The organism is Modestobacter roseus, assembly GCF_007994135.1.
Taxonomy (GTDB): domain Bacteria; phylum Actinomycetota; class Actinomycetes; order Mycobacteriales; family Geodermatophilaceae; genus Modestobacter; species Modestobacter roseus.
Genome location: NZ_VLKF01000001.1, coordinates 2,026,174 through 2,050,861 on the forward strand (window position 1 = coordinate 2,026,174; position 24,688 = coordinate 2,050,861).

Here is a 24,688-nt window from a genome sequence, read left to right on the forward strand (position 1 = left end):
GGTGACCCGCCTCGACGTGACCGGTGACCTGTCGATCGAGGTCGACGGCGCACCCGTGCGGGTCACCGCCCGGGGTGGTGACGTGCACGTGGTCGCCGACGACGTCCGCGGCTTCGTGCAGGGGCTGCGTGCGGCGGCCACCGCCCGCACCGGCACCCGGCCGGGGCGCGCCGACGTCGCCGGGCTGGCCGGCGCCCTGGCCGGGGCGGGGCTCACCGCCCGGCTCGACTCCCCGTCGCAGCACGTCGTCACCGTCGGCGCCGGCGTCGACTCGCCGCTCGGCGGGGTGCTGCTGGGCACCCGGCTGGCCCGTCCCGAGCCGCTCGGCATCGTCCGGGCGAGCGTCCGGGCCCGGACCGTCGAGACCGCGCTGGCCGCGGCCGTGCTCGCCCTGGGCTACGCGGTGGTCCGCCGCCGCAGGTGAACGCCGCCGGTCTCAGCCCACCCGGGTCGCCTCGACGGTGAGCGGTTCGGTGGTCGGGGGCGGGGTCGCCGTCGCCCCGGCGGGCAGCTCGGCCACCCCGGTCCGGTTCTGGCCGGTGGGCAGCCAGCGCGCCCACCAGCGCAGCACGTGCTCGAGCCGCGCCAACCGGTGCTTCGGCCGTCCGGACCGGGACAGCTCGTGCCCCTCGCCGGGGAACAGCAGCAGCTCGGTGGGGACACCCCGTCGCTTGAGCTCGACGTAGAGCCGGGTGCCCTGCTCCAGCGGGCAGCGCCAGTCCTCCTCGGAGTGGATCACGAACGTCGGCGTGGTGATCCGGTGCGCGTGCGCGAGCGCCGACTGTGCGGCGACCCGCTCGGGGTCGGTGCCCAGGTACTCGTCGGGGAAGAACCAGCCGATGTCCGAGGACCCGACGAAGCTGACCGGGTCGTTGAACGCCCGCTCGCTGATCCCGGCGACGAACCGGTCGGTGCGGCCCAGCAGCAGGGTGGTCATGTAGCCGCCGTAGGACCCGCCCATCAGCCCCACCCGGGTGGCGTCCAGCTGCGGGTCGGTGAGCGCCTCGTCGAGGAAGGCCAGCACGTCGTCGGCGTCGAGCTCGCCCATGTGCTCCTTGATCACCCGGCCGTGCTCCTGCCCGTAGCCGGACGACCCGCGCGGGTTGCACATGAGCACGGCGTAGCCGGCCTCGACGTAGGCCTGGGTCTCGTCGAACAGCGTCCAGCCGTACTGGCTGAACGGCCCGCCGTGCACGGTGAGCAGCACCGGGTGCGGCCCCGGGCCGGGCGGCGTGGTCAGCCAGCCGTGCACCGGGTAGCCGTCCGGGGCGGTCGCGGTGCGCTCCCGCATCCGGTGCAGCCGGCCGGTCTCCTGCAGCGGGGCGCCGAACCCGGTGAGCAGCCGGCGCCGTCCCGGGGTGATCGCGATCAGCTCGCCGGCCGAGCGGTCGTGCGCGACGGTGGCGACGACGACGCCGCCGCCGGCCCCGACACCCCGCACCGTGTACGGGCCGTCGACCAGCGCCTCCGGCTCCCCGCCGTCCAGCGGCACCCGGAGCAGCTCGACCGCACCGCGGCGCTGCACGCCGAACAGCACGCCATCGGCGGTGACGACGGTCGCCGGGGTCTCGTCGCCGCGGTCGGTGGTCTCCGGGTCGAGCACCGGCACGACCGGGCCGCCCGCGGCGGGCACCCGGCAGAGGGTGGTGTTGCGGCCGACGAAGTCCCGCCCGCTGTCGCCCAGGTCGGGCTGTGCGGCGAACCAGAGGGTCTCCCCCGTCGGGTCCCAGGCCGGGTGGGCGACGGCCGAACGGCCCTGGGTCACCCGGCGCAGCCCGGACCCGTCGGGGCGCACCACGAAGACGTCGCTGACCAGGTCGGCGTCGGCCCGCTCGTGGCGGGAGGAGACGAAGGCGAGCAGCGTCCCGGCCGGGCTCCAGGCGACGTCGGCGTCGTCGTGCTCCCCGCCGGTGACCTGGACCGGCTCGGGCAGCGCGACGGCGGTGTCGTCGGCGTCACCGGGGAGGTCGACGACGAACACGTGGGTGCGCCGGTCGGTGGTGAAGCCGACGCCGTCGCTGCGGTACTTCAGGGTGGTGATCAGCCGGGGCGCCTCGGCCGCCGCGGCGACGTCCTCCGCGGTGCCGTACCGCCCGGCCTCGGGCACCCGCGCCGTGTAGGCGAGCCGGCGGGAGTCCGGCGACCAGGCCGGCGTCCCGGCGCCGAGGTGGTGCTCGGTGAGCCGCCGCGCGGCACCGCCGGCGGTGGGCAGCACGTGCAGCTGCGGCGCACCCTTCGGCTCGGCGGCGAGGTAGGCGAGCCAGCGGCCGTCCGGGGAGAAGGCGGGAGCCGAGTCGCGGTGCCCGGAGGTGAGCGGGCGGGCGGGGGCCGACCCGTCGGTGGGCACCGTCCACAGCTGGCTGCGGTACTCGTCGGCGTCCAGGTCCAGCCGGGTCACGGCGACCACCGCCGTCCGGCCGTCCGGGGACACCGCGGGCACACCCGGGACACGCAGCAGGGAGAGGTCGGTCGGACGCATGTCCGCGACGCTAGCCCAGGCCCCGCGCGGGCCAGATGGTGAGCACCGCTAACGGGTGAGGTCCTAGGGTGCGGTCATGACGCGACGCGTGTTCACCGGCGGCCAGGTCCTCGACGGCACCGGCAGCCCGGCCGGGGCCGCCGACGTCGCGGTGCAGGACGGGCGGGTCGTCGAGGTCGGCATCGGCCTGGACGGCGACGAGGTCGTCGACTGCACCGGCGCCACCGTGCTGCCCGGCCTGTTCGACTGCCACGTGCACGTGATGATCAGCGGCGTCGACACCCTGCGGCACCTGCAGACGCCGTTCAGCTACGGCTTCTTCGAGGCCGCGCAGAACCTGCGGCGCACGCTCGCCCAGGGCATCACCTCGGTGCGTGACGCCGGCGGCGCCGACCTGGGCGTGGCCGAGGCGGTCCGGCGCGGGATCACCGCCGGGCCGCGGCTGCAGATCGCGATCAGCATGCTGTCCCAGACCGGCGGCCACGGCGACGGGTGGCACGTCTGCGGGGCCGAGCTGCCGCTGCTGGGGCCGCACCCGGGGCGGCCGCGGACGATCGTCGACGGCCCGGACGAGATGCGCCGCACCGTGCGGGAACTGCTGCGCGCCGGCGCCGACGTCCTGAAGGTGGCCACCAGCGGCGGGGTCCTGTCCGCCCGCGACGACCCGCGCCACCCGCACTTCCGCCCCGCCGAGCTCGCCGTGCTGGTCGAGGAGGCCGACGCGGCCGGCGTCGCGGTGATGGCGCACGCGCAGGGCGCGGAGGGGATCAAGGCCGCCGTCCGGGCCGGCATCCGCTCCATCGAGCACGGCATCTACCTCGACGACGAGGCGATCGACCTGATGCTCGACCGCGGCACCTGGCTGGTGCCCACCCTCGCCGCACCGCGGGCCGTGCTCGCCGCCGCCGACGCCGGTGCCGCCCTCCCCGACGCCGTGGTGGCGAAGGCCCGCGCCGTGCAGGCGGTGCACGACGAGTCGGTGCGCCGGGCGGTCGACGCCGGCGTGCGGATCGCCATGGGCACCGACAGCGGGGTCGGCCCGCACGGGGACAACCTCAGCGAGCTCGGCCTGATGGCCGGCTGCGGCCTGACCCCCGAGCAGGCCTGGCACGCCACGACCCTGTCCGCGGCCCGGCTGCTCGGCGTCGCCGACACCCTCGGCAGCCTGGAGCCCGGCAAGCGGGCCGACGTCGTGGTGCTGGACGGCGACGCCCGAGACCTCACCGGGCTGACCGGGCGGGTACGGGAGGTCTGGCGGGACGGCGTGCTGGTCGCGGCGGGCGGCGCCGTCGTGGAGCCCGGGACGATCCCGCCCCGCTGACCGGCCCCCGGTCAGCTCCGGCGGGGTTCCTCGACCACCTCGGCGCGGCCGGTCTCCGCGGTGTCGGGCACGGTGCGGCCGGTGGCGTCGGTCTCGACCGGCGGCTCTCCGGTGGCCGCGGCCGGGCCGGCCACCGCTTCCTCGCCGCGGGTCTTCAGCAGGCTGGCCACGGTGGCGACGACCAGGACGACGAGGATGACCGTGAGCGACAGCCAGGTGGGCACCGTGGGCACCGCGTCCAACGCCTCGCGCTCCCCGGCGAACGGGTACTGGTTCTCGTGCAGCGCCTCGAGGATCAGCTTCACGCCGATGAACGCGAGGATCACCGCCAGGCCCAGGGACAGGTAGACCAGCCGCTTGAGCAGGCCGCCGAGCAGGAAGTACAGCTGGCGCAGCCCCATCAGGGCGAAGACGTTGGCGGTGAAGACGATGAACGCCTCGCGGGTCAGGCCGAAGATGGCCGGGATGCTGTCCAGCGCGAACAGCAGGTCGGTGGTGCCCAGCGCGAGGAACACCACGATCATCGGCGTCCAGAGCTTCTTGCCACCGTGCTCGACCCGGATCTTGCTGCCGTGGTATTCCGCGGTCATCGGGAGCACCTTCCGCATGCGGCGGATGAGCGCGTTCTCCTCGTAGTCCTCGTCCTCGTCGCGGTGCCGGACCAGGTTGATGGCGGTCCAGACCAGGAAGGCGCCGAACAGGTAGAAGACCCAGATGAACTGCTCGATCAGGGCCGCGCCGGCCAGGATGAAGATCCCGCGGAGCACCAGCGCGATGATGATCCCGACCATCAGGACCTCTTGCTGCAGCTTCCGGGGCACCTGGAAGCGGGCCATGATGATCACGAAGACGAACAGGTTGTCGACCGAGAGCGAGTACTCGGTCAGCCAGCCGGCGTAGAACTCGGTGGCGAACGCCCCGTCGGTGAAGGCGAGCAGCAGCAGCCCGAACAGCAGCGCCAGCCCCACGTAGAAGCTGACCCAGCCGGTCGCCTCCTTCACGGAGGGCTCGTGCGGTCGACGGGCGACGATGGCGAGGTCGGCGAGCAGCAGGACGGTCAGCCCCACGAACGTCGAGATCTCGAACCAGACGGGGAGCTCCACGTGCCGGCACTCTACAAGTCGGTTGCGCCAACCACCCGGCAGACGCGGGGTGGCCCCCGCCACCCCGTCCCGCCGACCGATCCGGAGGTCGGTCGGCGGGACGGAGCGCTCAGCTGCGGTCGGGCCCGTCCCGGTCGGCGACCGCCGCCTGACGCGGCTCCGGCAGGCCGTCCCCGGCCGCCCGCTCCGGGTCGCCGGGGGCACCGATGTTCCGTCCGGTCCGGTCGGCGCCGGGGTCGCCCGCACCGGGGTGGCCGGCCCCTGCGCGCCCGGCCCGACGGGCCTCGTCCTTCTTGTTCTTCCGCAGGCTGGCCACGGTGGTGACGATCAGGGTGAGCAGGATGACCAGCAGGGAGAGCCAGGTCGGGATCTCCGGGATGGCCGTGATGTGCTCACCACCGTTGAGGAACGGCAGCTCGTTCTCGTGCAGCGCGTGGATGACCAGCTTGATCCCGATGAAGCCGAGGATCACGGCGAGGCCGTAGGCGAGGTAGACCAGCTTGTCGAGCAGCCCGTCGAGCAGGAAGAACAACTGACGCAGACCCAGCAGCGCGAAGGCGTTGGCGGTGAAGACCAGGTAGGTCTCCTGGGTGAGGCCGAAGATCGCCGGGATGGAGTCGACGGCGAACAGGATGTCGGCGCTGCCGATGGCGATCAGCGCGATGGCCAGCGGGGTGATGTAGCGCTTGCCCTTGATCTTCGTGGTCAGCCGGTCGGAGTGGTACTCCTCGGTCGTCGGCAGCACCTTGCGGGTCAGCCGCAGGACGGCGTTCTCCTTGAACTCCTCGTCCTCGTCGTGCCCACCGCTGCGCGCCTGCGCGATCGCGGTCCAGATCAGGAAGCCGCCGAAGACGTAGAAGATCCAGCTGAAGTTCTCGATGGCCGCGGCGCCGACGAAGATGAACAGCGTCCGCAGCACCAGGGCGAAGGCGATGCCGAAGAGCAGCACCTTCTGCTGCAGCTCCCGGGGCACGGCGAAGCTGGCCATGATCAGCACGAACACGAAGAGGTTGTCGACCGAGAGGCTCTTCTCGGTGACCCAGCCGGCGAAGTACTCACCGCCGTACGTCCCGCCGGCGAACCAGAGCACCAGCAGACCGAAGACAAGCGCGATGCCCACGTAGACCGCCGACCAGGTGGCCGACTCCTTCAGCGTGGGGGCGTGCGGGGTGCGGACGTGTCCGACGAAGTCGAACACCAGCATCCCGATGATGGCGGCGACGGTGATCGCCCAGACCCAGAGTGGGACGTCCAAGACAGGTTTCCTCCGGTTCACTGGCAGGCGTCAGTACCGGAGGTCTCTCCCGCCGCCCGGGGATCCGGGTCGACCGACAGGGCCGGGGTCGGTGACCCGTGCTGACGACGCCTGCCGCGCAGGGATACTCCCCTCCACGTAGGACTCGATCACCACCGGCAGCGGCCGCGCTGCCACTTGGTGCGCCCGCAGTGCGAGTCCGGGGGTCCCAACGTCCAGCCCGCGCACAGAGTTCCCGCCGCGCCCGGCCCCCTTGCCGGGCCCATCGCGAGCGGGCGAGCGGTCGGGGCGAGGGGGTCCTTGGTCAGGCGTGCGCGGCGTCGAGCTGGCGCAACTCCTTCTTCAACTCGGTCAGCTCGTCGCGGAGCCGGGCGGCGACCTCGAACTGGAGCTCCCGGGCCGCAGCGAGCATCTGGTCGTTCATCTGGGTGATCATGTCCGCGAGCTCGTTGCGCGGCAGGCCCTGGACGTCGATCGACCCCGCCTTCACCTTGCTCTTGGAGGACAGCCCCGGCACCGGCGACTTGCCGCGGGACTGCTGCCGGCCGGAGCCGCCGAGCAGCTCGGTGGCCCCGCCCGTGATCCCCTGAGCCTCCTCCGCCGCCTGGTAGATGCCGTCGAGGATGTCGACGATCTTCTTGCGCAGCGGCTGCGGGTCGATGCCGTGCTCGGTGTTGTAGGCGATCTGCTTCTCGCGACGGCGGCTGGTCTCGTCGATCGCCTGCGCCATCGACGGGGTGATCTTGTCGGCGTACATGTGCACCTGGCCGGAGACGTTGCGCGCCGCCCGGCCGATCGTCTGGATCAGCGACGTGCCCGACCGGAGGAAGCCCTCCTTGTCGGCGTCGAGGATGGCCACCAGCGACACCTCGGGCAGGTCGAGGCCCTCGCGGAGCAGGTTGATGCCGACCAGGACGTCGTACTCCCCCTGGCGCAGCTCGCGCAGCAGTTCCACGCGGCGCAGGGTGTCGACCTCGGAGTGCAGGTACCGCACCTTGATGCCCAGCTCGAGCAGGTAGTCGGTGAGGTCCTCGGACATCTTCTTGGTCAGCGTGGTGACCAGGACCCGCTCGTCCTTCTCGGTGCGCAGCCGGATCTCGTGCACCAGGTCGTCGATCTGACCCTTGGTGGGCTTCACCACGACCTCCGGGTCGATCAGGCCGGTCGGGCGGATGACCTGCTCGACGACGTCACCCTGCACGCGGCCCAGCTCGTAGCTGCCCGGCGTCGCGGAGAGGTAGACGCTCTGGTGGATCCGCTCGGTGAACTCCTCCCACTTCAACGGCCGGTTGTCCATCGCCGAGGGGAGCCGGAAACCGTGCTCGACCAGCGTGCGCTTGCGGCTCATGTCGCCCTCGTACATGCCGCCGATCTGCGGCACGGTCACGTGCGACTCGTCGATGACCAGCAGGAAGTCGTCGGGGAAGTAGTCGATGAGGCAAGCGCCGGCGCTGCCGGGGGCGCGCCCGTCGATGTGCCGCGAGTAGTTCTCGATGCCCGAGCAGAACCCGACCTGCCGCATCATCTCGATGTCGTAGGTGGTGCGCATGCGCAGCCGCTGGGACTCCAGCAGCTTGCCCTGGCGGTCGAGCTCGGCCAGCCGCTGCTCCAGCTCGGCCTCGATGGTCGCGATCGCCCGCTCCATCCGCTCCGGGCCGGCGACGTAGTGCGTGGCCGGGAAGACGAACAGCTCGTCGACCTCGCGGACGACCTCCCCGGTGAGCGGGTGCAGGTAGTAGAGCCGCTCGACCTCGTCGCCGAACATCTCGATCCGGACCGCGAGCTCCTCGTACACCGGGAAGACCTCGATCGTGTCACCGCGCACCCGGAAGGTGCCGCGGGTGAAGGCCAGGTCGTTGCGGGTGTACTGCTCGGTGACCAGCGTGCGGAGCAGCTCGTCGCGGTCGCGCTCCTCCCCCACCTTGATCTTCAGCGCCCGGTCGACGTACTCCTCCGGGGTGCCGAGGCCGTAGATGCAGGAGACGGTCGAGACCACGACGACGTCGCGCCGGGTGAGCAGGCTGTTCGTGGCGGAATGGCGCAGCCGCTCCACCTCCTCGTTGATCGAGGAGTCCTTCTCGATGTAGGTGTCCGTCTGCGGGACGTAGGCCTCGGGCTGGTAGTAGTCGTAGTAGGAGACGAAGTACTCGACCGCGGCGTCGGGCAGGAGCTCCTTGAACTCGTTGGCCAGCTGCGCCGCGAGGGTCTTGTTCGGCGCCATCACCAGGGTGGGGCGCTGCACCTGCTCGATCAGCCAGGCCGTCGTGGCCGACTTGCCGGTACCGGTGGCGCCCAGCAGCACCGTGTCGGTCGCGCCGCTGTTCACCCGCTCGGCCAGCGCCTTGATCGCGGCCGGCTGGTCGCCCGAGGGCTGGAACTCGCTGACGACGCGGAACGCGCCCCGGGTCGGGCGGAGGTCGGGGTTCGTGCGCACGGGACGACGGTACGACGCGGGTGTGACAGAACGGTCCGCCGGAACCGTCGGCGTCCGGAGGAGGCGTGCGGACCGGGGCCGCCAAGATCGTCCCGTGCCTCCGCAGGGGGCACACTGCGAGGTGACCTGCCCGGAACGCCCCGGCGACGTGTCCCAGCCACCGCGGCACAGTGGTGGAGGCGACAGGTGTGATCGCGGCCCGTTGCGGGCATCCGACGGCGAACCCCCGGCCCGGTCACGGACCGGGGGTGTGACGCCAGCCCCCAGCCCGGGGGCCTCAGCCAGGAGGACGACCTCTCCCATGACCACCCAGGTGTGGCCCGGTTCCGACTACCCGCTCGGTGCGACCTACGACGGCACGGGCACGAACTTCGCCATCTACAGCGAGGTCGCCGAGAAGGTCGAGCTCTGCCTCTTCGACGACCAGGGCACCGAGGAGCGCGTCCGGCTGCCCGAGCGCGACGCGTTCGTCTGGCACGCCTTCCTGCCGGGGATCCAGCCCGGCCAGCGCTACGGCTTCCGGGTGTACGGGCCCAACGACCCGGCCCAGGGCCTGCGCTGCAACCCGAACAAGCTGCTGCTCGACCCCTACGCCAAGGCGATCGACGGGCAGATCGACTGGGACGAGTCGGTGTTCGGCTACCACTTCGAGACCGGCGAGCGGAACGACGACGACTCGGCCGCGCACATGCCGAAGTCCGTCGTCGTCAGCCCGTTCTTCGACTGGGGCACCGACCGCCCGCCGAAGACCCCGTACCAGAAGACCGTCATCTACGAGGCCCACGTCAAGGGCCTGACGATGACCCACCCCCGGGTGCCGGAGGACCTGCGCGGCACCTACGCCGGCATCGCGCACCCGGCGGTCATCGAGCACCTCACCGACCTCGGGGTGACCGCCATCGAGCTGATGCCGGTGCACCAGTTCGTGCAGGACGACACCCTGCTGCAGAAGGGCCTGCGCAACTACTGGGGCTACAACACCATCGGGTTCTTCGCCCCGCACAACGAGTACGCCCAGTCGACCGACGGGCAGCAGGTGCAGGAGTTCAAGGGCATGGTCCGCGCCCTGCACGAGGCGGGCATCGAGGTCATCCTCGACGTCGTCTACAACCACACCGCCGAGGGCAACCACATGGGGCCCACCCTGTCGTTCAAGGGCATCGACAACCGGGCGTACTACCGGCTGGTCGAGGGCGACGAGCAGTACTACATGGACACCACCGGCACGGGGAACTCGCTCAACGTGCGCGACCCGCAGTCGCTGCAGCTGATCATGGACTCGCTGCGCTACTGGGTCACCGAGATGCACGTCGACGGGTTCCGCTTCGACCTCGCCTCCACCCTGGCCCGCCAGTTCCACGAGGTCGACCGGCTGTCGGCCTTCTTCGACCTGGTGCACCAGGACCCGATCGTCAGCCAGGTCAAGCTCATCGCCGAGCCCTGGGACGTCGGCGACGGCGGCTACCAGGTCGGCAACTTCCCGGCGCTGTGGACGGAGTGGAACGGCAAGTACCGGGACAGCGTGCGCGACTACTGGCGCGGCGAGGAGGGCACGCTCGGCGAGTTCGCCAGCCGCATCTCCGGCTCCGCCGACCTGTACCAGCACGCCGGCCGCCGGCCGGTGGCGAGCATCAACTTCGTCACCGCGCACGACGGGTTCACCATCAACGACCTGGTCTCGTACAACGAGAAGCACAACGAGGCCAACGGCGAGGGCAACAACGACGGCGAGAGCCACAACCGCAGCTGGAACCACGGTGTCGAGGGCCCGACGAAGGACCCGGAGGTCCTGGAGCTGCGCGCCCGGCAGCGGCGCAACTTCATCGCCACGCTGATGCTCTCCCAGGGCGTGCCGATGCTGCTGCACGGCGACGAGCTGGGCCGCACCCAGAACGGCAACAACAACGGCTACTGCCAGGACTCCGAGCTGACCTGGATCGACTGGGACAACGTCGACGAGGGCCTGCTGGAGTTCACCAAGCTGGTCACCCGGCTGCGCACCGACCACCCGACGTTCCGCCGTCGCCGCTTCTTCCACGGGCGCCCGGTGCCGTGGGAGGAGAGCGACCCGCAGCAGGACATCGCCTGGCTGGGCGCCGACGGCGAGCCGATGGACGACGCGGACTGGTCCGACGGCTCGGCCAAGTCGGTGGCCATGTACCTCAACGGCCACGGCATCCGGGAGATGGACGACCGCGGCGAGTACGTCAGCGACGACCACTTCTACCTGGCGTTCAACGCCTCGCACGAGGCGATGGACTTCACCCTGCCCGGCGAGGACTACGCCGAGGAGTGGACGCTCGTGGTCGACACCGCCGAGCTGGGCGAGGTGGAGCCGGTCACGCTGAAGGCCGGCGCGAAGGTCACCCTGCCGGCGCGGTCGACGGTGGTCCTGCAGGCGGCCGCCTCGTGACGACGCCGTCCACCGACGACCGCGGCCGGGAGGTGCCCTCGGGCACCTACCGGCTGCAGGTGACCGCCGACTTCACCCTCGACGACGCGGCGTCGGTGGCCGGCTACCTGGCCGACCTCGGGGTGAGCCACGCCTACTCCTCACCGCTGCTGCGCTCCGCCGCCGGCAGCACCCACGGGTACGACACCACCGACCACGGGCACATCGACGAGCCGCGCGGCGGACGGGCCGGCCTCGACCGGTTCGTCGCCCAGCTGCACGAGCACGGTCTCGGCCTGGTCCTGGACCTGGTGCCCAACCACATGGGCGTGGCCGACGCGCACGAGTCCGGCTGGTGGTGGGACGTGCTGCAGCACGGCCGCGACAGCGCCCACGCCGGCGCGGTCGACATCGACTGGGACTTCGGCGGCGGCAAGGTCCGCATCCCGACCCTGGGCAGCGCCGACGACGTCTCCGCGCTGGAGGTCATCGACGGGGAGCTGCGGTACTACGACAACCGCTTCCCCATCGCGCCGGGCACCGAGGGCGGGACGCCGCAGGAGGTGCACAGCCGCCAGCACTACGAGCTGGTCGACTGGCGCCGCGCCGACGACCAGCTGAACTACCGCCGGTTCTTCGCGATCAACACCCTCGCCGGGCTGCGGGTGGAGGACCCGGAGGTCTTCCGGGCCACCCACGCGCTGGTCGTCGAACTGGTGGAGAACGGCGCGGTCGACGCCCTCCGCATCGACCACCCGGACGGGCTGGCCGACCCGAAGGGCTACCTGGACGCCCTCGCCGCGGCCACCGGCAGCCGGTGGACCGTGGTGGAGAAGATCCTCGAACCCGGCGAGGAGCTGCCCGACAGCTGGCAGACGGCCGGGACGACCGGGTACGACGCGCTCGCCGAGGTCGACGAGGTGCTCGTCGACCCGGCCGGGGAGCCCGCGTTCACCGCGCTGGACACCGAGCTGGCCGGCCGCCGGGTCGACTACGCGCAGCTGGTGCACGACTGCAAGCGCGAGGTCACCGACGGGATGCTCGGCTCCGAGGTGGCCCGGCTGCAGCGGATCATCGGCGACCTGTCCGGCGTGCCGGCCGAGCAGGTGACCGAGGGGCTGGCCGAGCTGCTGGCCTCCTTCCCGGTCTACCGCAGCTACCTGCCCGACGGCCGCGCCCACCTGGACGAGACGGTGGCGGCGGTCAAGGTGCGACGACCGGACCTGACCGCCGCCGTCGACGCGCTGCACCCGCTGCTCGGCTCGGCCGGCACCGAGCTGGCGACCCGCTTCGAGCAGACCTCCGGTCCGGTGATGGCCAAGGGCGTGGAGGACAGCGCGTACTACCGGTGGGCGCGCTTCGTCGCGCTCAACGAGGTGGGCGGCGACCCGGCGCGGTTCGGCAGCACGGTGGCCGAGTTCCACGACGCCCAGCGGCACCGCGCGGAGCGCCGGCCGGAGTCGATGACCACCCTCTCCACGCACGACACCAAGCGCAGCGAGGACGTCCGGGCCCGGTTGGCGGTGCTGGCCGAGATCCCCGGCGAGTGGGCCGGCCTGGTCCGCGGCTGGCTGGGCCGGCACCCGCTGGCCGACCGGTCGCTGGCGCACCTGGTGTGGCAGAACCTGGTCGGCGCCTGGCCGCTGTCCCGGGAGCGGGCGCACGCCTACGTGGAGAAGGCGGCCCGGGAGGCCGGCACCTCGACCACCTGGACCAACCCGGTGCCGGAGTTCGAGGACCAGCTGCACGCGCTGGTCGACGCGGCGTTCGACGACGCGACGACGCACGCGGAGATCGAGCGGTTCGTGGCCCGCATCGCGCCCTCCGGGTGGTCGAACTCGCTGTCGCAGAAGCTGCTGCAGCTGACCATCGCCGGCGTCCCCGACGTCTACCAGGGCACCGAGCTGTGGGACTTCTCGCTGGTCGACCCGGACAACCGCCGTCCGGTCGACTACGACCTGCGGCGCCGGCTGCTCGCCCGGCTCGACGAGGGCTGGGTGCCACCGGTCGACGCCGAGGGCGCGGCGAAGCTGCTCGTCGTCTCGCGCGCCCTGCGCCACCGGCGGGAGCACCCGGAGGCCTTCGCCGGATACGCCCCGGTACAGGCCACCGGGTCGGCCGCCGACCACGCCGTCGCCTTCGACCGGGGCGGCGTGGTGACCGTGGCGACCCGGTTGCCCGTGCGCCTGGCCGGGACCGGCTGGGGCGACACCGGGCTGGCGCTGCCGACCGGGGCGTGGCGTGACCTGCTCACCGGCACCCGGGTGGTCTCCGACGCCGGCGGCGTCCGGGCCGCGGAGCTGCTCGCGCAGCTGCCGGTGGCCCTGCTGGTCCGCGACTGACCGACGACCGGCGGCCGGGGACACCGGCCGCCGGTCACGCCGCGCGCAGGCCCGCCGGGCCCACCGGCAGGACGGGTCGGCGGGCGCCGGGTGCGCGCTCCGCCACCACCGGTCGTCCGAGCACGTCGACGTCCAGGCCCAGCGGCACGGTGACCGCCGCCGCGACCGTCCAGCCGACCACCCGCGCCACGGCGGCGCACGTCGCCAAGGTCCTCGTCGTCCGCATGCTCATGTCCGTCTCCCGCTCCGTCCGCCGCGGCCCCTGACGGGCAGCGCAGCCGCACCGGACGAGCGTCCGCCGCCGGGCCGTCCGCCGGCATCGGCTCCCGGGTGGATCTGCCGGGGGCACCCGGTCCGTCCCGGGACCGACCCCTAAAGGGTGACCGACCACCACGCGGAGGTGGGCTCGGACCCGGGGGTACCGGATCCGGACGTTCCGTGCAGGGGCCGCTGACAGCCGGTGAGCGGGGCTGGGCCTGTCGCCGGTCGGCCCACCGCGGCGCGGAGAGGGCACCTAGCGTCGGTCGGGTGCCCGGGCGATCCCGGCCGGGCACGGCACCGGACCGCCCAACCCCGTCCGCCGGTGACCTCACCCGAACACCAGGACGGGGGCGGGGGACCCAACTCCGGCGCGACCGCACCGCGTGCGCGCCTCGGGGTGAAGCCGCTCCGCACACCCGACGCCCGGCTCCCGAGCCGGGCCGCCGGGGCGTGTGCGCGGCCGGGCACCGATCGCCCGAACCCGACAGCTCACCTCGCCGGCGGCGATCGGAGGATCACCATGTCCGAGTCCACCCGTACCCGCCGACTGGTCCGCCGCGGCGCTCTCACCACCGGTGCCGCTGCCCTCGCGGTCGGCGCCTTCGCCGCACCGGCGTCCGCCGCGCCCCAGCACGACTGGACCGGCGTCGCGCAGTGCGAGTCCAGCGGCAACTGGAGCATCAACACCGGCAACGGCTACTACGGCGGCCTGCAGTTCTTCCAGCCCACCTGGGAGGGCTACGGCGGCCTGGAGTTCGCGCCGCGGGCCGACCTCGCCACCCCGGCGCAGCAGATCGCGGTGGCCGAGCGGGTGCTCGTCGGCCAGGGCGTCGGCGCCTGGCCGGTCTGCGGCCAGTACCTGACCGAGGGGACGACGCCCGCCGCGGCATCGGCGCCTGCTCCCGCGCCGGCCCCGGCCCCGGCCGCTGCCGGGGCGACGTACACGGTCGCGCCGGGCGACACGCTGGGCTCCATCGCCGCCGCGCACGGCACCAGCTGGCAGCAGCTGTTCGAGCAGAACCGCGACGTCGTCAGCGACCCGCACCTGATCTTCGTCGGCCAGGTGCTGTCGGTCTGACCGATGGCCGGGTGGCCGGGGCCGTCGCCCCGGCCACCCGGCTCCCGCGGGGTGGCGCGCGGCACGGTTGACCGGGCGCCGGGCGGGCATGATCGGGCAGCCATCCCCGTCCCGCCCCAGGAGGACCCCGCATGCCCGAGCCCGTCGAGTTCTCCGTCTGGGCCCCGCTGCCCGAGCGGGTGCGCCTGCAGGTCGACGGCCAGGTGCACGACATGCAGCGCGACGACGAGGGCTGGTGGCGGGCCACGGTGCCCGCGGACGCCGAGAGCGACTACGGCTACCTCCTCGACGACAACGAGACGCCGCGCCCCGATCCGCGCTCCCGCCGGCAGCCCGACGGCGTGCACGGCCTGTCCCGCCGCTTCGACCCCACCGAGTACTCCTGGGGCGACGCCGCCTGGACCGGCCGGCCGCTCGCCGGGGGCGTCGTCTACGAGATGCACGTCGGCACGTTCACACCGGCGGGCACCCTGGACGCCGCGGTCGACCGGCTCGGCCACCTGGTCGACCTCGGCGTCGACTTCGTCGAGCTGCTGCCGGTCAACGCCTTCAACGGCACGCACAACTGGGGCTACGACGGCGTCGCCTGGTACGCCGTCCAGGAGACCTACGGGGGCCCGGCCGCCTACCAGCGTTTCGTCGACGCCTGCCACCAGCGCGGGCTCGGCGTCATCCAGGACGTCGTCTACAACCACCTCGGCCCGTCCGGGAACTACCTGCCGGAGTTCTTCCCGGTCTTCGCCGAAGGGGCGAACACCTGGGGCAACTCGGTGAACCTGTCCGGCCCTGACTCCGACGAGGTGCGCCGCTACATCCTGGACAACGTGCAGATGTGGCTGCGCGACATGCACGTCGACGGGCTGCGCCTGGACGCGGTGCACGCGCTGGTCGATGAGCGCGCCACCCACCTGCTGGAGGAGATGGCGATCGAGACCGAGAAGCTGTCGGTCGCCCTCGGCCGCCCCCTCACGCTGATCGCCGAGAGCGACCTCAACGACCCGCGGATGGTCACCCCCCGGGTCGCCGGGGGCACCGGCCTCGACGCGCAGTGGAGCGACGACTTCCACCACTCGCTGCACACCCAGCTGACCGGCGAGGCGCAGGGCTACTACGCCGACTTCGCCGACGCCGGCCTCGAGGGGCTGGCCCGGGTGCTCACCGGGGCCTACTTCCACGCCGGCGACTGGTCCAGCTTCCGCCGCCGGCACCACGGCCGGCCGGTCGACACCGCGCAGCTGCCGGGCTGGAAGTTCCTCGGCTACCTGCAGGACCACGACCAGATCGGCAACCGCGCCGTCGGCGACCGGATCTCCGCCGCCCTCTCCCCCGGGCTGCTCGCCGTCGGCGCCACGCTGGTGCTCACCAGCCCGTTCACCCCGATGCTGTTCATGGGCGAGGAGTGGGGCGCCTCGACGCCGTGGCAGTTCTTCACCAGCCACCCCGAGCCGGAGCTGGGCAAGGCGACCGCCGAGGGCCGGATCGGTGAGTTCGCCGCACACGGGTGGGACGCCTCCGTCGTCCCCGACCCGCAGGACCCCGAGACCTTCACCCGCTCCAAGCTCGACTGGTCGGAGCCGGCGCAGGAGCCGCACGCCGGGCTGCTGGCCACGCACCGGACGCTGCTGGCGCTGCGCAAGCAGCACCCCGAGCTGCTCGACCCCGACCTGTCCACCACCGGCGTCACCTGGGACGACGAGGAGCGCTGGGTGGTCGTCGAGCGCGGGTCGCTGCGGGTGGTCGCCAACCTGTCGGGTGAGCAGCGCCGGGTCGAGCTCGACGCCCCCGCCGGCGAGGTGCTGTTCAGCACCGGCGCGGCCCCGCAGCTGGACGGCGAGGCCGTGACCCTCCCGGCGGAGAGCGCCGTCGTGGTGAGCACCCGCTGACGATGGAGCCGCTCCCCCGCGACCCCGCCGGCCTGGCCGACGCCTACCGCGTCGCGCCGGGCCGGCACCTGCGGGTCGACTTCATCTCCTCCGTCGACGGCGCGATCAGCGTCGACGGGCGCAGCGGGCCGCTCGGCTCGGACGGCGACCGCCGGGTGTTCCGCACCCTGCGGGCGCTGGCCGACGCGGTGCTCGTGGGCGCCGGGACGGCGTCCGCGGAGGGCTACCGCCCGGTGCTGCCGGACTCCGCCGTCGGCCGGCTCCGCACCACGCTCGGGCGCGAGCCGGTGATGCCGGTGGTGGTCGTGTCCCGGCGGGCATCGCTGCGGCCGGACGACCAGCTGGTCACCGACGCCGTGGTACCGACGGTGCTGGTCACCTGCTCCTCCGCGGACTCCGCGCGGCGGTCGGCGCTGACCGCCGCGGGCGTCGACGTGCTGGTCTGCGGGGACGACGACGTCGACCTGCCCGCGGCGCTGGACGCCCTGGCAGACCGTGGGCTGGCGCAGCTGGTGTGCGAGGGCGGGCCGACGCTGGTCCAGGCCGCGCTGACCGCCGGCGTCGTCGACGAACTGGACCTGTCGGTGTCACCGCTGCTGGTCGGCGGCGGTCCGGGGCTGGTGCCCTCCGCCCTGCCCGGCCCGCTGCGTGCCGAACTGCGGCAGGTCCTGACCGAGGACGGCGTCCTCTTCACCCGGTACTCGCTGAGCTGACGGCCGTTCGACAGAGTCGCCACCGTCTCCCTGCGCGGGTCAACCCGCGCAGGGAGACGTTGAGCCGCGTCAGGACCTGGCTCAACGTCATCGCGACCGGCTCAACCCGTACGAGACCCGGTCGAGCCGGTCCGAGCACGCCGAGTTGGTGCGCTCCCCGACGGCGCCGGGCTGCTTGACTGGCCGGCATGGACCTGCCCGTGCTCCCCCCGGTCAAGCCGATGCTCGCCAAGCCCGCGGCGGCGCTGCCCACCGGCGCGGACTGGTTCTACGAGCCCAAGTGGGACGGGTTCCGGTGCATCGTCTTCCGGGACGGCGACGAGGTGGAGCTGGGCAGCCGTAACGAGCGCCCGCTGACCCGCTACTTCCCCGAGGTCGTCGAGGCGGCGAAGGCCCAGCTGCCCGAACGCTGCGTCGTCGACGGCGAGATCGTCGTCCCCCGTGGTGACCGGCTGGACTTCGAGTCGCTGCTGCAGCGCATCCACCCGGCCGCCTCCCGCGTCACCAAGCTGGCCGCCGAGACCCCGGCGTCCTTCGTCGCCTTCGACCTGCTGGCACTCGGCGACGAGTCACTGCTGGAAGTCCCGTTCGCGCAGCGGCAGGCGCGGCTGCGGGAGGCGCTGGCCCGCGCCCAGGCCCCGGTGCACGTCAGCACGATCACCCAGGACGCGGAGACCGGGCAGCGCTGGTTCCACGAGTTCGAGGGCGCCGGCCTCGACGGCGTCATCGCCAAGCGCGGCGACCAGCCCTACTCCCCCGACCAGCGGGTGATGACCAAGGTCAAGCACACGCGCACCGCCGACTGCGTCGTCGCCGGGTTCCGCTGGCACAAGAGCGGCCCGATCGTCGGGTCGCTGCTGCTCGGCCTCTACGACGACGCCGGCACGCTGCAGCACATCGGCGTCGCGGCCTCCTTCACCATGAAGCGCCGCGCCGAGCTGGTGGAGGAGCTCGCCCCCTACCGCGCCCAGGCGCTCGACGGCCACCCGTGGCAGGACTGGGCCAACGCACAGACCGGTGAGGACGGCGAGCACCGGATGCCCGGGGCGACCAGCCGCTGGAACGCCGGCAAGGACCTCTCCTGGGTGCCGCTGCGCCCGGAGCTGGTGGTGGAGGTCAAGTACGACCAGCTGGAGGGCAGCCGGCTCCGGCACACCGGCCACTTCGTCCGCTGGCGCACCGACCGGGACGCCCGCTCGTGCACCTACGACCAGCTCGAGGTCACGGTGCGCTACGACCTCGCCGAGGTCCTCGGCGGCTGAGCCGGGGCGGCAGAGCGGCTGAGCCGGGGCGGCAGAGCGGCTGAGCCGGGGCGGCAGAGCGGCTGAGCCGGGGCGGCAGAGCGGCTGAGCCGGGGCGGCAGAGCGGCTGAGCCGGGGCGGCAGAGCGGCTGAGCCGGGGCGGCAGAGCGGCTGAGCCGGGGCGGCAGAGCGGCTGAGCCGGGGCGGCAGAGCGGCTGAGCCGGGGCGGCAGAGCGGCTGAGCCGGAAGCGTCACTGAGGGGCACGCCACGGTCGTTGCGGCAGCCACCTCCGCGATCGCCTCCTACGCTGGACGATCATGAACAGGCACCGCCGTCCGATCGCCGCCCTGGGCGGGGCACTGCTCACCGCCGCTGTGGCGTTGAGCGGCTGCACCTCCTCCGGTGACGACGCCGACCAGGCCAGCAGCTCCCCCACCGCCCCGGCCGAGCCGGAGGCGCAGCCGATCGAGTGGACCGACTGCGACGCCGACATCGACCAGATCATCGCCGGCCGCCCCGGCTCCGAGCGTGAGCTGCTCTTCGAGTGCGGCACCACGACCGTGCCGGCCGACTACGACGACCTCGACGGCGGTGACCTGCAGCTGTTCCTGGTCCGGGCCGCGGCCGCCGGCCAGACGGACCGGATCGGCTCGCTGGTGGTCAACCCCGGCGGGCCGGGGGTCTCCGCCAGCGACGCGGCCATCCAGGCCGCGCTGACCCTGCCGCCCGAGGTGCTCGCCCGGTTCGACGTCGTCGGCGTCGACCCGCGTGGCGTGGGGCTCTCCACACCGGTGGAGTGCATCACCGACGAGCAGAAGGACGCGCTGTTCGCCAGCAACCCCCGCGCGCTCGACGAGGCGTCGCTCTCGGCCACCTTCGAGCAGGTCGACGAGGTCGCCGCCGCGTGCAGCGAGGAGTACGGCGAGGCGCTGGGCGCCTTCACCACCGTCGACACCGCCCGCGACATGGACCTCGTCCGGGAGTCCCTCGGTGACGAGCAGCTGACCTTCCTCGGCTACTCCTACGGGACGACGCTGGGCTCGACCTACGCCGAGCTGTTCCCCGACCGGGTCCGCGCCCTGGCGCTGGACGGCGCGGTCGACCCCACCGCCACCGCCCAGGAGCAGGCCGAGGCGCAGGCCGCCGGCTTCGAGACGGCCTTCGACGCGTTCGCCGCCAACTGCACGGGCCTGATCAGCGGCTGCCCGCTCGGCGAGGACCCGCGGGGGGCGCTCAACGCCCTCCTCGACCAGTCGGCCGCCACCCCGGTCCCCAGCTCGCGGGAGGGCGAGACCCGGCAGGCCACCGCGGGGCTGGTGCTCAACGGCGTCCGGTCGGCGCTCTACCAGCCCAGCGCCTGGCCGCAGCTGGCCCAGTCGCTGGCCGCCGCGCGCGACGGTGACGCCGCCGGCATCCTCACCCTCGCCGACACCTTCACCGGCCGCAGCGACGACGGCAGCTACAGCAACGTCGTCGACGCGAACCTGGCGATCAGCTGCGCCGACGGCCAGGAGCAGTTCACCACCGAGCAGGTCTCCGCGCTCGCGGCCGACTGGAACGCCCGGTACCCGCTGTTCGGCGCCGACGCCGCGCTGGGGCTCTACACCTGCTCGGCCTGGGAGGCGCCCACCACGCCGCTGCCCGAGCGGGACGCCGCCGGCAGTGCGCCGATCATGGTGATCGGCACGCAGGGCGACCCGGTCACCCCGCCGCAGGGCGCGGTCGACCTGGCCGCGGAGCTGGACAACAGCTCGCTGCTGACCTGGGAGGGCAGCGGGCACACCGCGTACCCCAAGACCGACTGCGTGACCCAGGCGGTGAACGCCTACCTGATCGACCTGGTCGCGCCGCCCGAGGGGGTCACCTGTCCCGCCTGATCTTGCGCGGGCGGCCGGTGGGCCGGAAGCTGACCAGCCGGAGGACCAGCCAGCGCAGGTGAGCGGACGGAGCCCGATGGCCAGCAGCAAGGACGCCGTGGTCCTGGAGGTCGACGGGCACGAGGTCCGGGTGAGCAACCCGGAGAAGCCCTACTTCGCCGAGAAGGGCATCCGCAAGATCGACGTCGTCCAGTACTTCGTCTCGGTCGGCGAGGGCATCCTGTTCGCGCTGCGCGACCGGCCGACGACGCTGGAGCGCTGGCCCGGCGGCGTCTTCGAGGGCGCGCGGCTCTCCACGCGGATGGACAACTCCGGCGACGCCTTCTACCAGAAGCGGGTGCCCAAGAACGCCCCCGACTGGGTGCCGACCGCGCACATCACCTTCCCCAGCGGGCGGACCGCCGACGAGATCGCGCCGGACTCGGTCGCCGTCGTCGCCTGGTGCGCCAACCTCGGCACGCTCACCTTCCACCCGTGGCCGGTGAGCAAGGGCGACGTCGAGTCACCCGACCAGATCCGCATCGACCTGGACCCCCAGCCCGGCACCGACTTCGCCGACGCCGTCCGGGTGGCCCCGCACGTGCGGGAGCTGCTGCACGAGTTCGGGATGGAGGGCTGGCCGAAGACCTCCGGCGGCCGCGGCGTGCACGTCTACGTGCCGATCCTGCCGCGCTGGACCTTCCCCGAGGTGCGCCGCGCGGTGATCGCCTTCGGCCGCGAGCTGGAACGGCGCATCCCCGACCGCGTGACGATGAACTGGTGGAAGGAGGAGCGCGGCGAGAAGATCTTCATCGACTACAACCAGATGGCCCGGGACCGCACGATCGCGTCCGCCTACTCCATCCGGCCCAAGCCGCACGCGCCGGTCTCCGCCCCGGTCGACTGGGACGAGCTGCCCGACGTCTCCCCGTTCGACTTCGACGTGCTCACCATGCCCGGGCGGGTCGCCGCGGTCGGTGACAAGCACGCCGGCCTGGCCGACCACGCCTTCGACCTCACCCCGCTGATCGAGCTCGCCGACCGGCAGGAGCGAGACCTCGGGCTGGGCGAGATGCCCTACCCGCCGGACTACCCCAAGATGCCCGGCGAGCCGATGCGGGTGCAGCCCAGCCGGGCGCGGAAGGCCCCCACCACCTGAGGCCCGCGTGACGGCTCGCCGGTGTGACCGCCGGCTGGCACAGTGACCGCATGACGACGCCGGCGGACGCGCCCGAGGTCGACGTCCAGCCGCTGGGTGAGTTCCTGGGGCAGCTGGCCGCTCGCCTGCCCGCCCCCGGGGCGGGCGCCACCGCGGCCATCGAGGCGGCGCTGGCCGCATCGCTGGTCGCCATGGTGGGCCGCTTCACCAGCGGCGACGGGTACGCCGAGCACCGGGACGTCGTCGCGGCGGTGATCGCGCAGGCCGACGCGGTGCGGACCACCTGCCTGGCGGCCGCGGCCGCCGACGAGACCGCCTTCACCGCGGTCACCGAGGCCTACCGGCTGCCCCAGGACACCCCCGAGGAGCAGGAGACCCGGCGCGCGGCCGTCCACGCCGCCCAGGTCGAGGCGGCCCAGCCGCCACGGGACGTCATCGAGGCGGCCGCCGCCCTGCTCCCCCTGGCCGAGCAGCTGCTGCCGATCGCCAACCCGAACGTCGTGAGCGACGTCGCCGCCGCCACCGCCGCCGCCCGCGCGGCGGCGACCACGGCCCGCCTGGCCGTGGAGGTGAACCTGCGGGGCATCACCGACGATGCCGCGCGAGCCGACCTCAGCACGGTCGTCGACCGGGTCGAGGAGCTGATCCGCCGGGCCGATGCGGTCGAGGCCACCGTCCGCGAACGCCTCGCCCGCTGATGGCCTCGCCAGGTGGATGGGCAGTCGCCGCGGGCGGGGACCACCACGACGGGGCGCAGGCCAAGACCGCCTACCGGCGGGAGCTGCTGGCCCGCCGTGCGGCCCGCCCCGCCGGGGACCGGGCGGCGGCCGCCGCCGCGATCACCGATGCCCTGCTGGCGGGCCTGGCCGGGGCGCGCACCATCGCCGCCTACGCCCCCGAGCCGGTCGAGCCGGGCGCACCGCTGCTGCCGGCCGCGCTCGACCGGCTCGACGCCCGGGTGCTGCTGCCCGTCATCCCGGCCACCGGCCGCCAGCTGCAGTGGGCGGTGGCCACCGCCCAGCTCGTCGCCGGGCGGTACGGGCTCCTCGAGCCGGTCGGCCCCCGGTTCGGGCCGTCCGAGCTCGCCACCGCCGACGTCGTCGTGGTCCCGGCGCTGGCCGTGTCGCGGGCGGGGGTGCGGCTCGGCCGCGGGGGCGGGTACTACGACCGGGCGCTGCAGCACGCCCGGCCGGACGCGCTGCTGGTGGCCCTGGTGTTCGACGACGAGCTGGTCGACCACCTGCCCGCCGAACCGCACGACCAGCCGGTGTCCGCCGTCGTCACCCCCTCCACCGGCTGGCTGCGGCTGCCGGCGCCCCCGGCCCATGCCGACCCCCGCGACGACCAGCCGCGCTGAGCCCGCGGGCCGTACGGCCTACCATCGGGATCACCGGCGCACGTCCTCCCTGGCCGACGCATGCCCGGCGAGGAGGAGTGCACCGTGAGTGAGCAGGCAGTGCTGGAGCAGGCGGTCCTCGATCAGGCGGGCCGGCGGCGGACGTTCGCCGTCATCAGCCACCCCGACGCCGGCAAGTCGACGCTGACCGAGGCGCTGGCGCTGCACGCCCGGGTGATCGGGCAGGCCGGGGCGGTGCACGGCAAGGCCGGGCGCCGGGGCACCGTGTCGGACTGGATGGAGATGGAGCGCGACCGCGGCATCTCCATCACCTCCGCGGCGCTGCAGTTCGAGTACGGCCCGGCCGGCGGCGACAAGGCCGTCATCAACCTGCTGGACACCCCCGGGCACGCCGACTTCTCCGAGGACACCTACCGGGTGCTCACCGCCGTGGACGCCGCGGTGATGCTCGTCGACGCCGCCAAGGGCCTGGAGGCCCAGACCATGAAGCTGTTCGCGGTGTGCAAGCACCGCGGCATCCCGGTGATCACGGTGGTCAACAAGTGGGACCGCCCGGGGATGGACGCCCTCGCGCTGATGGACGAGATCGCCGACCGCACCGGGCTCACCCCCACCCCGCTGACCTGGCCGGTGGGCATCGCCGGGGACTTCCGCGGCGTGCTCGACCGCCGCGACGGCAGCTACCGGCACTTCACCCGCACCGCCGGGGGCGCGACCATCGCCCCGGAGGAGGTGTTCACCGCCGAGCAGGCGCTGGACCGCGAGGGTGAGGCCTGGGCCACCGCGGTCGAGGAGTCCGAGCTGCTGGCCGAGACCGGTCAGGTGCACGACCAGGAGCTGTTCCTGGCCCACGCCACCACCCCGGTGCTGTTCGCCTCCGCGGTCTCCAACTTCGGCGTCGGCCAGCTGCTCGACGTGCTGGTGACGATGGCGCCGCCCCCGGCCGACCGCCCCGACGTCGAGGGCAAGCCGCACCCGATCGACGCCCCGTTCAGCGGCTTCGTCTTCAAGGTGCAGGCCGGCATGGACACCGGTCACCGCGACCGGCTGGCCTACATCCGGGTCTGCTCCGGCGTCTTCGAGCGCGGCATGGTCGTCACCAACGCCCGTACGGGCCGCCCCTTCGCCACCAAGTACGCCCAGCAGGTGCTCGGCCGCGAGCGCGAGACCATCGAGACGGCGTACCCGGGCGACGTCGTCGGCCTGGTCAACGCCGCCTCCCTGGGCATCGGCGACACCCTCTACGCCGACCACGCCGTCAGCTACCCGCCGGTGACCACCTTCGCGCCGGAGCACTTCGCGGTGGTCCGGACCGCCGACACCAGCAAGTACAAGCAGTTCCGCAAGGGGATCGACACCCTGGGCGGCGAGGGCGTCGTGCAGGTGCTGGTCTCCGAGCGCCGCGGCGACGGCGCCCCGATCTTCGCCGTCGTCGGCCCGATGCAGTTCGAGGTGGCCGCGCACCGGATGGAGCACGAGTTCGGCGCGCGCATCTCCCTGGAGAACCTGCCCTACCAGATCGCCCGGATCACCGACGCCGAGTCCGCGCCCGAGCTCGCGAAGGCCCGCGACGTGGAGGTCATGACGCGCGCCGACGGCGAGCTGCTGGCGCTGTTCACGAACAAGTGGGCACTGGGGGTGCTGGAGCGGAACAACCCGCACCTGACGCTGACCCCGATGGTCGCCGCGCAGCTCAGCTGACCCCCCGCCCGGCCCTGGTCTCACCCGTTCGGGTGGTCCCGGCCCCTCCACGTGCCCCGCGGGCTCTCCCGCGGTACCCCAGCTGTCGTTGAGCGGGAGTCAGTTCCGACGA

Annotated in this window: 18 protein-coding genes; 13 read left to right on the plus strand and 5 right to left on the minus strand. The window is 73.3% G+C overall.

Annotated elements, in window-relative coordinates; all coding sequences use genetic code 11:
• Position 1 precedes the first annotated feature (1 nt).
• Positions 2–424: a hypothetical protein gene (locus tag JD78_RS09665; RefSeq protein WP_228394874.1), complete on the plus strand. Its 423-nt coding sequence runs from the start codon at positions 2–4 to the stop codon at positions 422–424.
• Between the two features lie 12 nt (positions 425–436).
• Here the strand turns inward: JD78_RS09665 and JD78_RS09670 are convergent, their stop codons facing one another.
• On the minus strand, positions 437–2,479 hold the full coding sequence (locus tag JD78_RS09670; RefSeq protein ID WP_153356063.1) for a S9 family peptidase: 2,043 nt from the start codon (positions 2,477–2,479) through the stop codon (positions 437–439).
• Positions 2,480–2,555: 76 nt separating this feature from the next.
• Here JD78_RS09670 and JD78_RS09675 point away from each other — a divergent pair, with 76 nt between their 5' ends.
• Entirely contained in the window at positions 2,556–3,800 is a 1,245-nt protein-coding gene (locus JD78_RS09675) for a metal-dependent hydrolase family protein (RefSeq protein ID WP_153356060.1), read from the plus strand.
• 11 nt (positions 3,801–3,811) lie between these two features.
• Here the strand turns inward: JD78_RS09675 and JD78_RS09680 are convergent, their stop codons facing one another.
• The 3 genes from JD78_RS09680 to uvrB all read right to left on the minus strand — a co-directional run bounded on the left by JD78_RS09680 (position 3,812) and on the right by uvrB (position 8,592).
• The gene (locus JD78_RS09680; protein ID WP_153356056.1) at positions 3,812–4,903 is read right to left on the minus strand and encodes a TerC family protein; all 1,092 of its coding nucleotides are present in this window, start codon (positions 4,901–4,903) and stop codon (positions 3,812–3,814) included.
• 109 nt (positions 4,904–5,012) lie between these two features.
• On the minus strand, positions 5,013–6,158 hold the full coding sequence (locus tag JD78_RS09685; protein WP_153356052.1) for a TerC family protein: 1,146 nt from the start codon (positions 6,156–6,158) through the stop codon (positions 5,013–5,015).
• A 304-nt stretch (positions 6,159–6,462) separates the two neighbouring features.
• The gene (gene uvrB / locus JD78_RS09690; protein ID WP_153356049.1) at positions 6,463–8,592 is read right to left on the minus strand and encodes an excinuclease ABC subunit UvrB; all 2,130 of its coding nucleotides are present in this window, start codon (positions 8,590–8,592) and stop codon (positions 6,463–6,465) included.
• A 301-nt stretch (positions 8,593–8,893) separates the two neighbouring features.
• Here uvrB and glgX point away from each other — a divergent pair, with 301 nt between their 5' ends.
• Positions 8,894–11,005, plus strand: a complete 2,112-nt coding sequence (gene glgX, locus JD78_RS09695; RefSeq protein ID WP_153356046.1) for a glycogen debranching protein GlgX — start codon at positions 8,894–8,896, stop codon at positions 11,003–11,005.
• The gene (gene treY, locus JD78_RS09700) at positions 11,002–13,326 is read left to right on the plus strand and encodes a malto-oligosyltrehalose synthase (protein ID WP_153356043.1); all 2,325 of its coding nucleotides are present in this window, start codon (positions 11,002–11,004) and stop codon (positions 13,324–13,326) included. The genes glgX and treY overlap by 4 nt, the downstream gene beginning before the upstream one ends.
• Before the next feature lie 34 nt (positions 13,327–13,360).
• On the opposite strand, the gene JD78_RS09705 is transcribed toward treY, so the two are convergent.
• Positions 13,361–13,558 carry a hypothetical protein gene (locus tag JD78_RS09705; RefSeq protein WP_153356040.1) on the minus strand — a complete coding sequence of 66 codons (198 nt, stop codon included), beginning with the start codon at positions 13,556–13,558 and terminating at the stop codon, positions 13,361–13,363.
• Positions 13,559–14,107: 549 nt separating this feature from the next.
• Between JD78_RS09705 and JD78_RS22580 the strand changes: the two genes are divergently transcribed.
• From JD78_RS22580 to JD78_RS09750, 9 genes are all read left to right on the plus strand, one after another.
• The gene (locus JD78_RS22580) at positions 14,108–14,665 is read left to right on the plus strand and encodes a LysM peptidoglycan-binding domain-containing protein (RefSeq protein WP_153356037.1); all 558 of its coding nucleotides are present in this window, start codon (positions 14,108–14,110) and stop codon (positions 14,663–14,665) included.
• A gap of 131 nt (positions 14,666–14,796) precedes the next feature.
• The gene (gene treZ / locus JD78_RS09715) at positions 14,797–16,548 is read left to right on the plus strand and encodes a malto-oligosyltrehalose trehalohydrolase (RefSeq protein ID WP_153356034.1); all 1,752 of its coding nucleotides are present in this window, start codon (positions 14,797–14,799) and stop codon (positions 16,546–16,548) included.
• Between the two features lie 2 nt (positions 16,549–16,550).
• Positions 16,551–17,261 (plus strand): dihydrofolate reductase family protein, encoded by a 711-nt coding sequence (locus JD78_RS09720; RefSeq protein WP_153356031.1) that lies wholly within the window; start codon positions 16,551–16,553, stop codon positions 17,259–17,261.
• Positions 17,262–17,449: 188 nt separating this feature from the next.
• On the plus strand, positions 17,450–18,523 hold the full coding sequence (locus JD78_RS09725) for an ATP-dependent DNA ligase (RefSeq protein WP_153356028.1): 1,074 nt from the start codon (positions 17,450–17,452) through the stop codon (positions 18,521–18,523).
• A 297-nt stretch (positions 18,524–18,820) separates the two neighbouring features.
• On the plus strand, positions 18,821–20,380 hold the full coding sequence (locus tag JD78_RS09730) for an alpha/beta hydrolase (protein WP_153356025.1): 1,560 nt from the start codon (positions 18,821–18,823) through the stop codon (positions 20,378–20,380).
• A 76-nt stretch (positions 20,381–20,456) separates the two neighbouring features.
• Positions 20,457–21,518: a DNA polymerase domain-containing protein gene (locus JD78_RS09735; RefSeq protein ID WP_153356022.1), complete on the plus strand. Its 1,062-nt coding sequence runs from the start codon at positions 20,457–20,459 to the stop codon at positions 21,516–21,518.
• A 50-nt stretch (positions 21,519–21,568) separates the two neighbouring features.
• Entirely contained in the window at positions 21,569–22,216 is a 648-nt protein-coding gene (locus JD78_RS09740; protein WP_153356019.1) for a cyclodeaminase/cyclohydrolase family protein, read from the plus strand.
• Positions 22,216–22,875 (plus strand): 5-formyltetrahydrofolate cyclo-ligase, encoded by a 660-nt coding sequence (locus tag JD78_RS09745; protein WP_153356017.1) that lies wholly within the window; start codon positions 22,216–22,218, stop codon positions 22,873–22,875. The genes JD78_RS09740 and JD78_RS09745 overlap by 1 nt, the downstream gene beginning before the upstream one ends.
• A gap of 84 nt (positions 22,876–22,959) precedes the next feature.
• Positions 22,960–24,576, plus strand: a complete 1,617-nt coding sequence (locus JD78_RS09750; protein WP_228394873.1) for a peptide chain release factor 3 — start codon at positions 22,960–22,962, stop codon at positions 24,574–24,576.
• Positions 24,577–24,688: the final 112 nt, after the last annotated feature.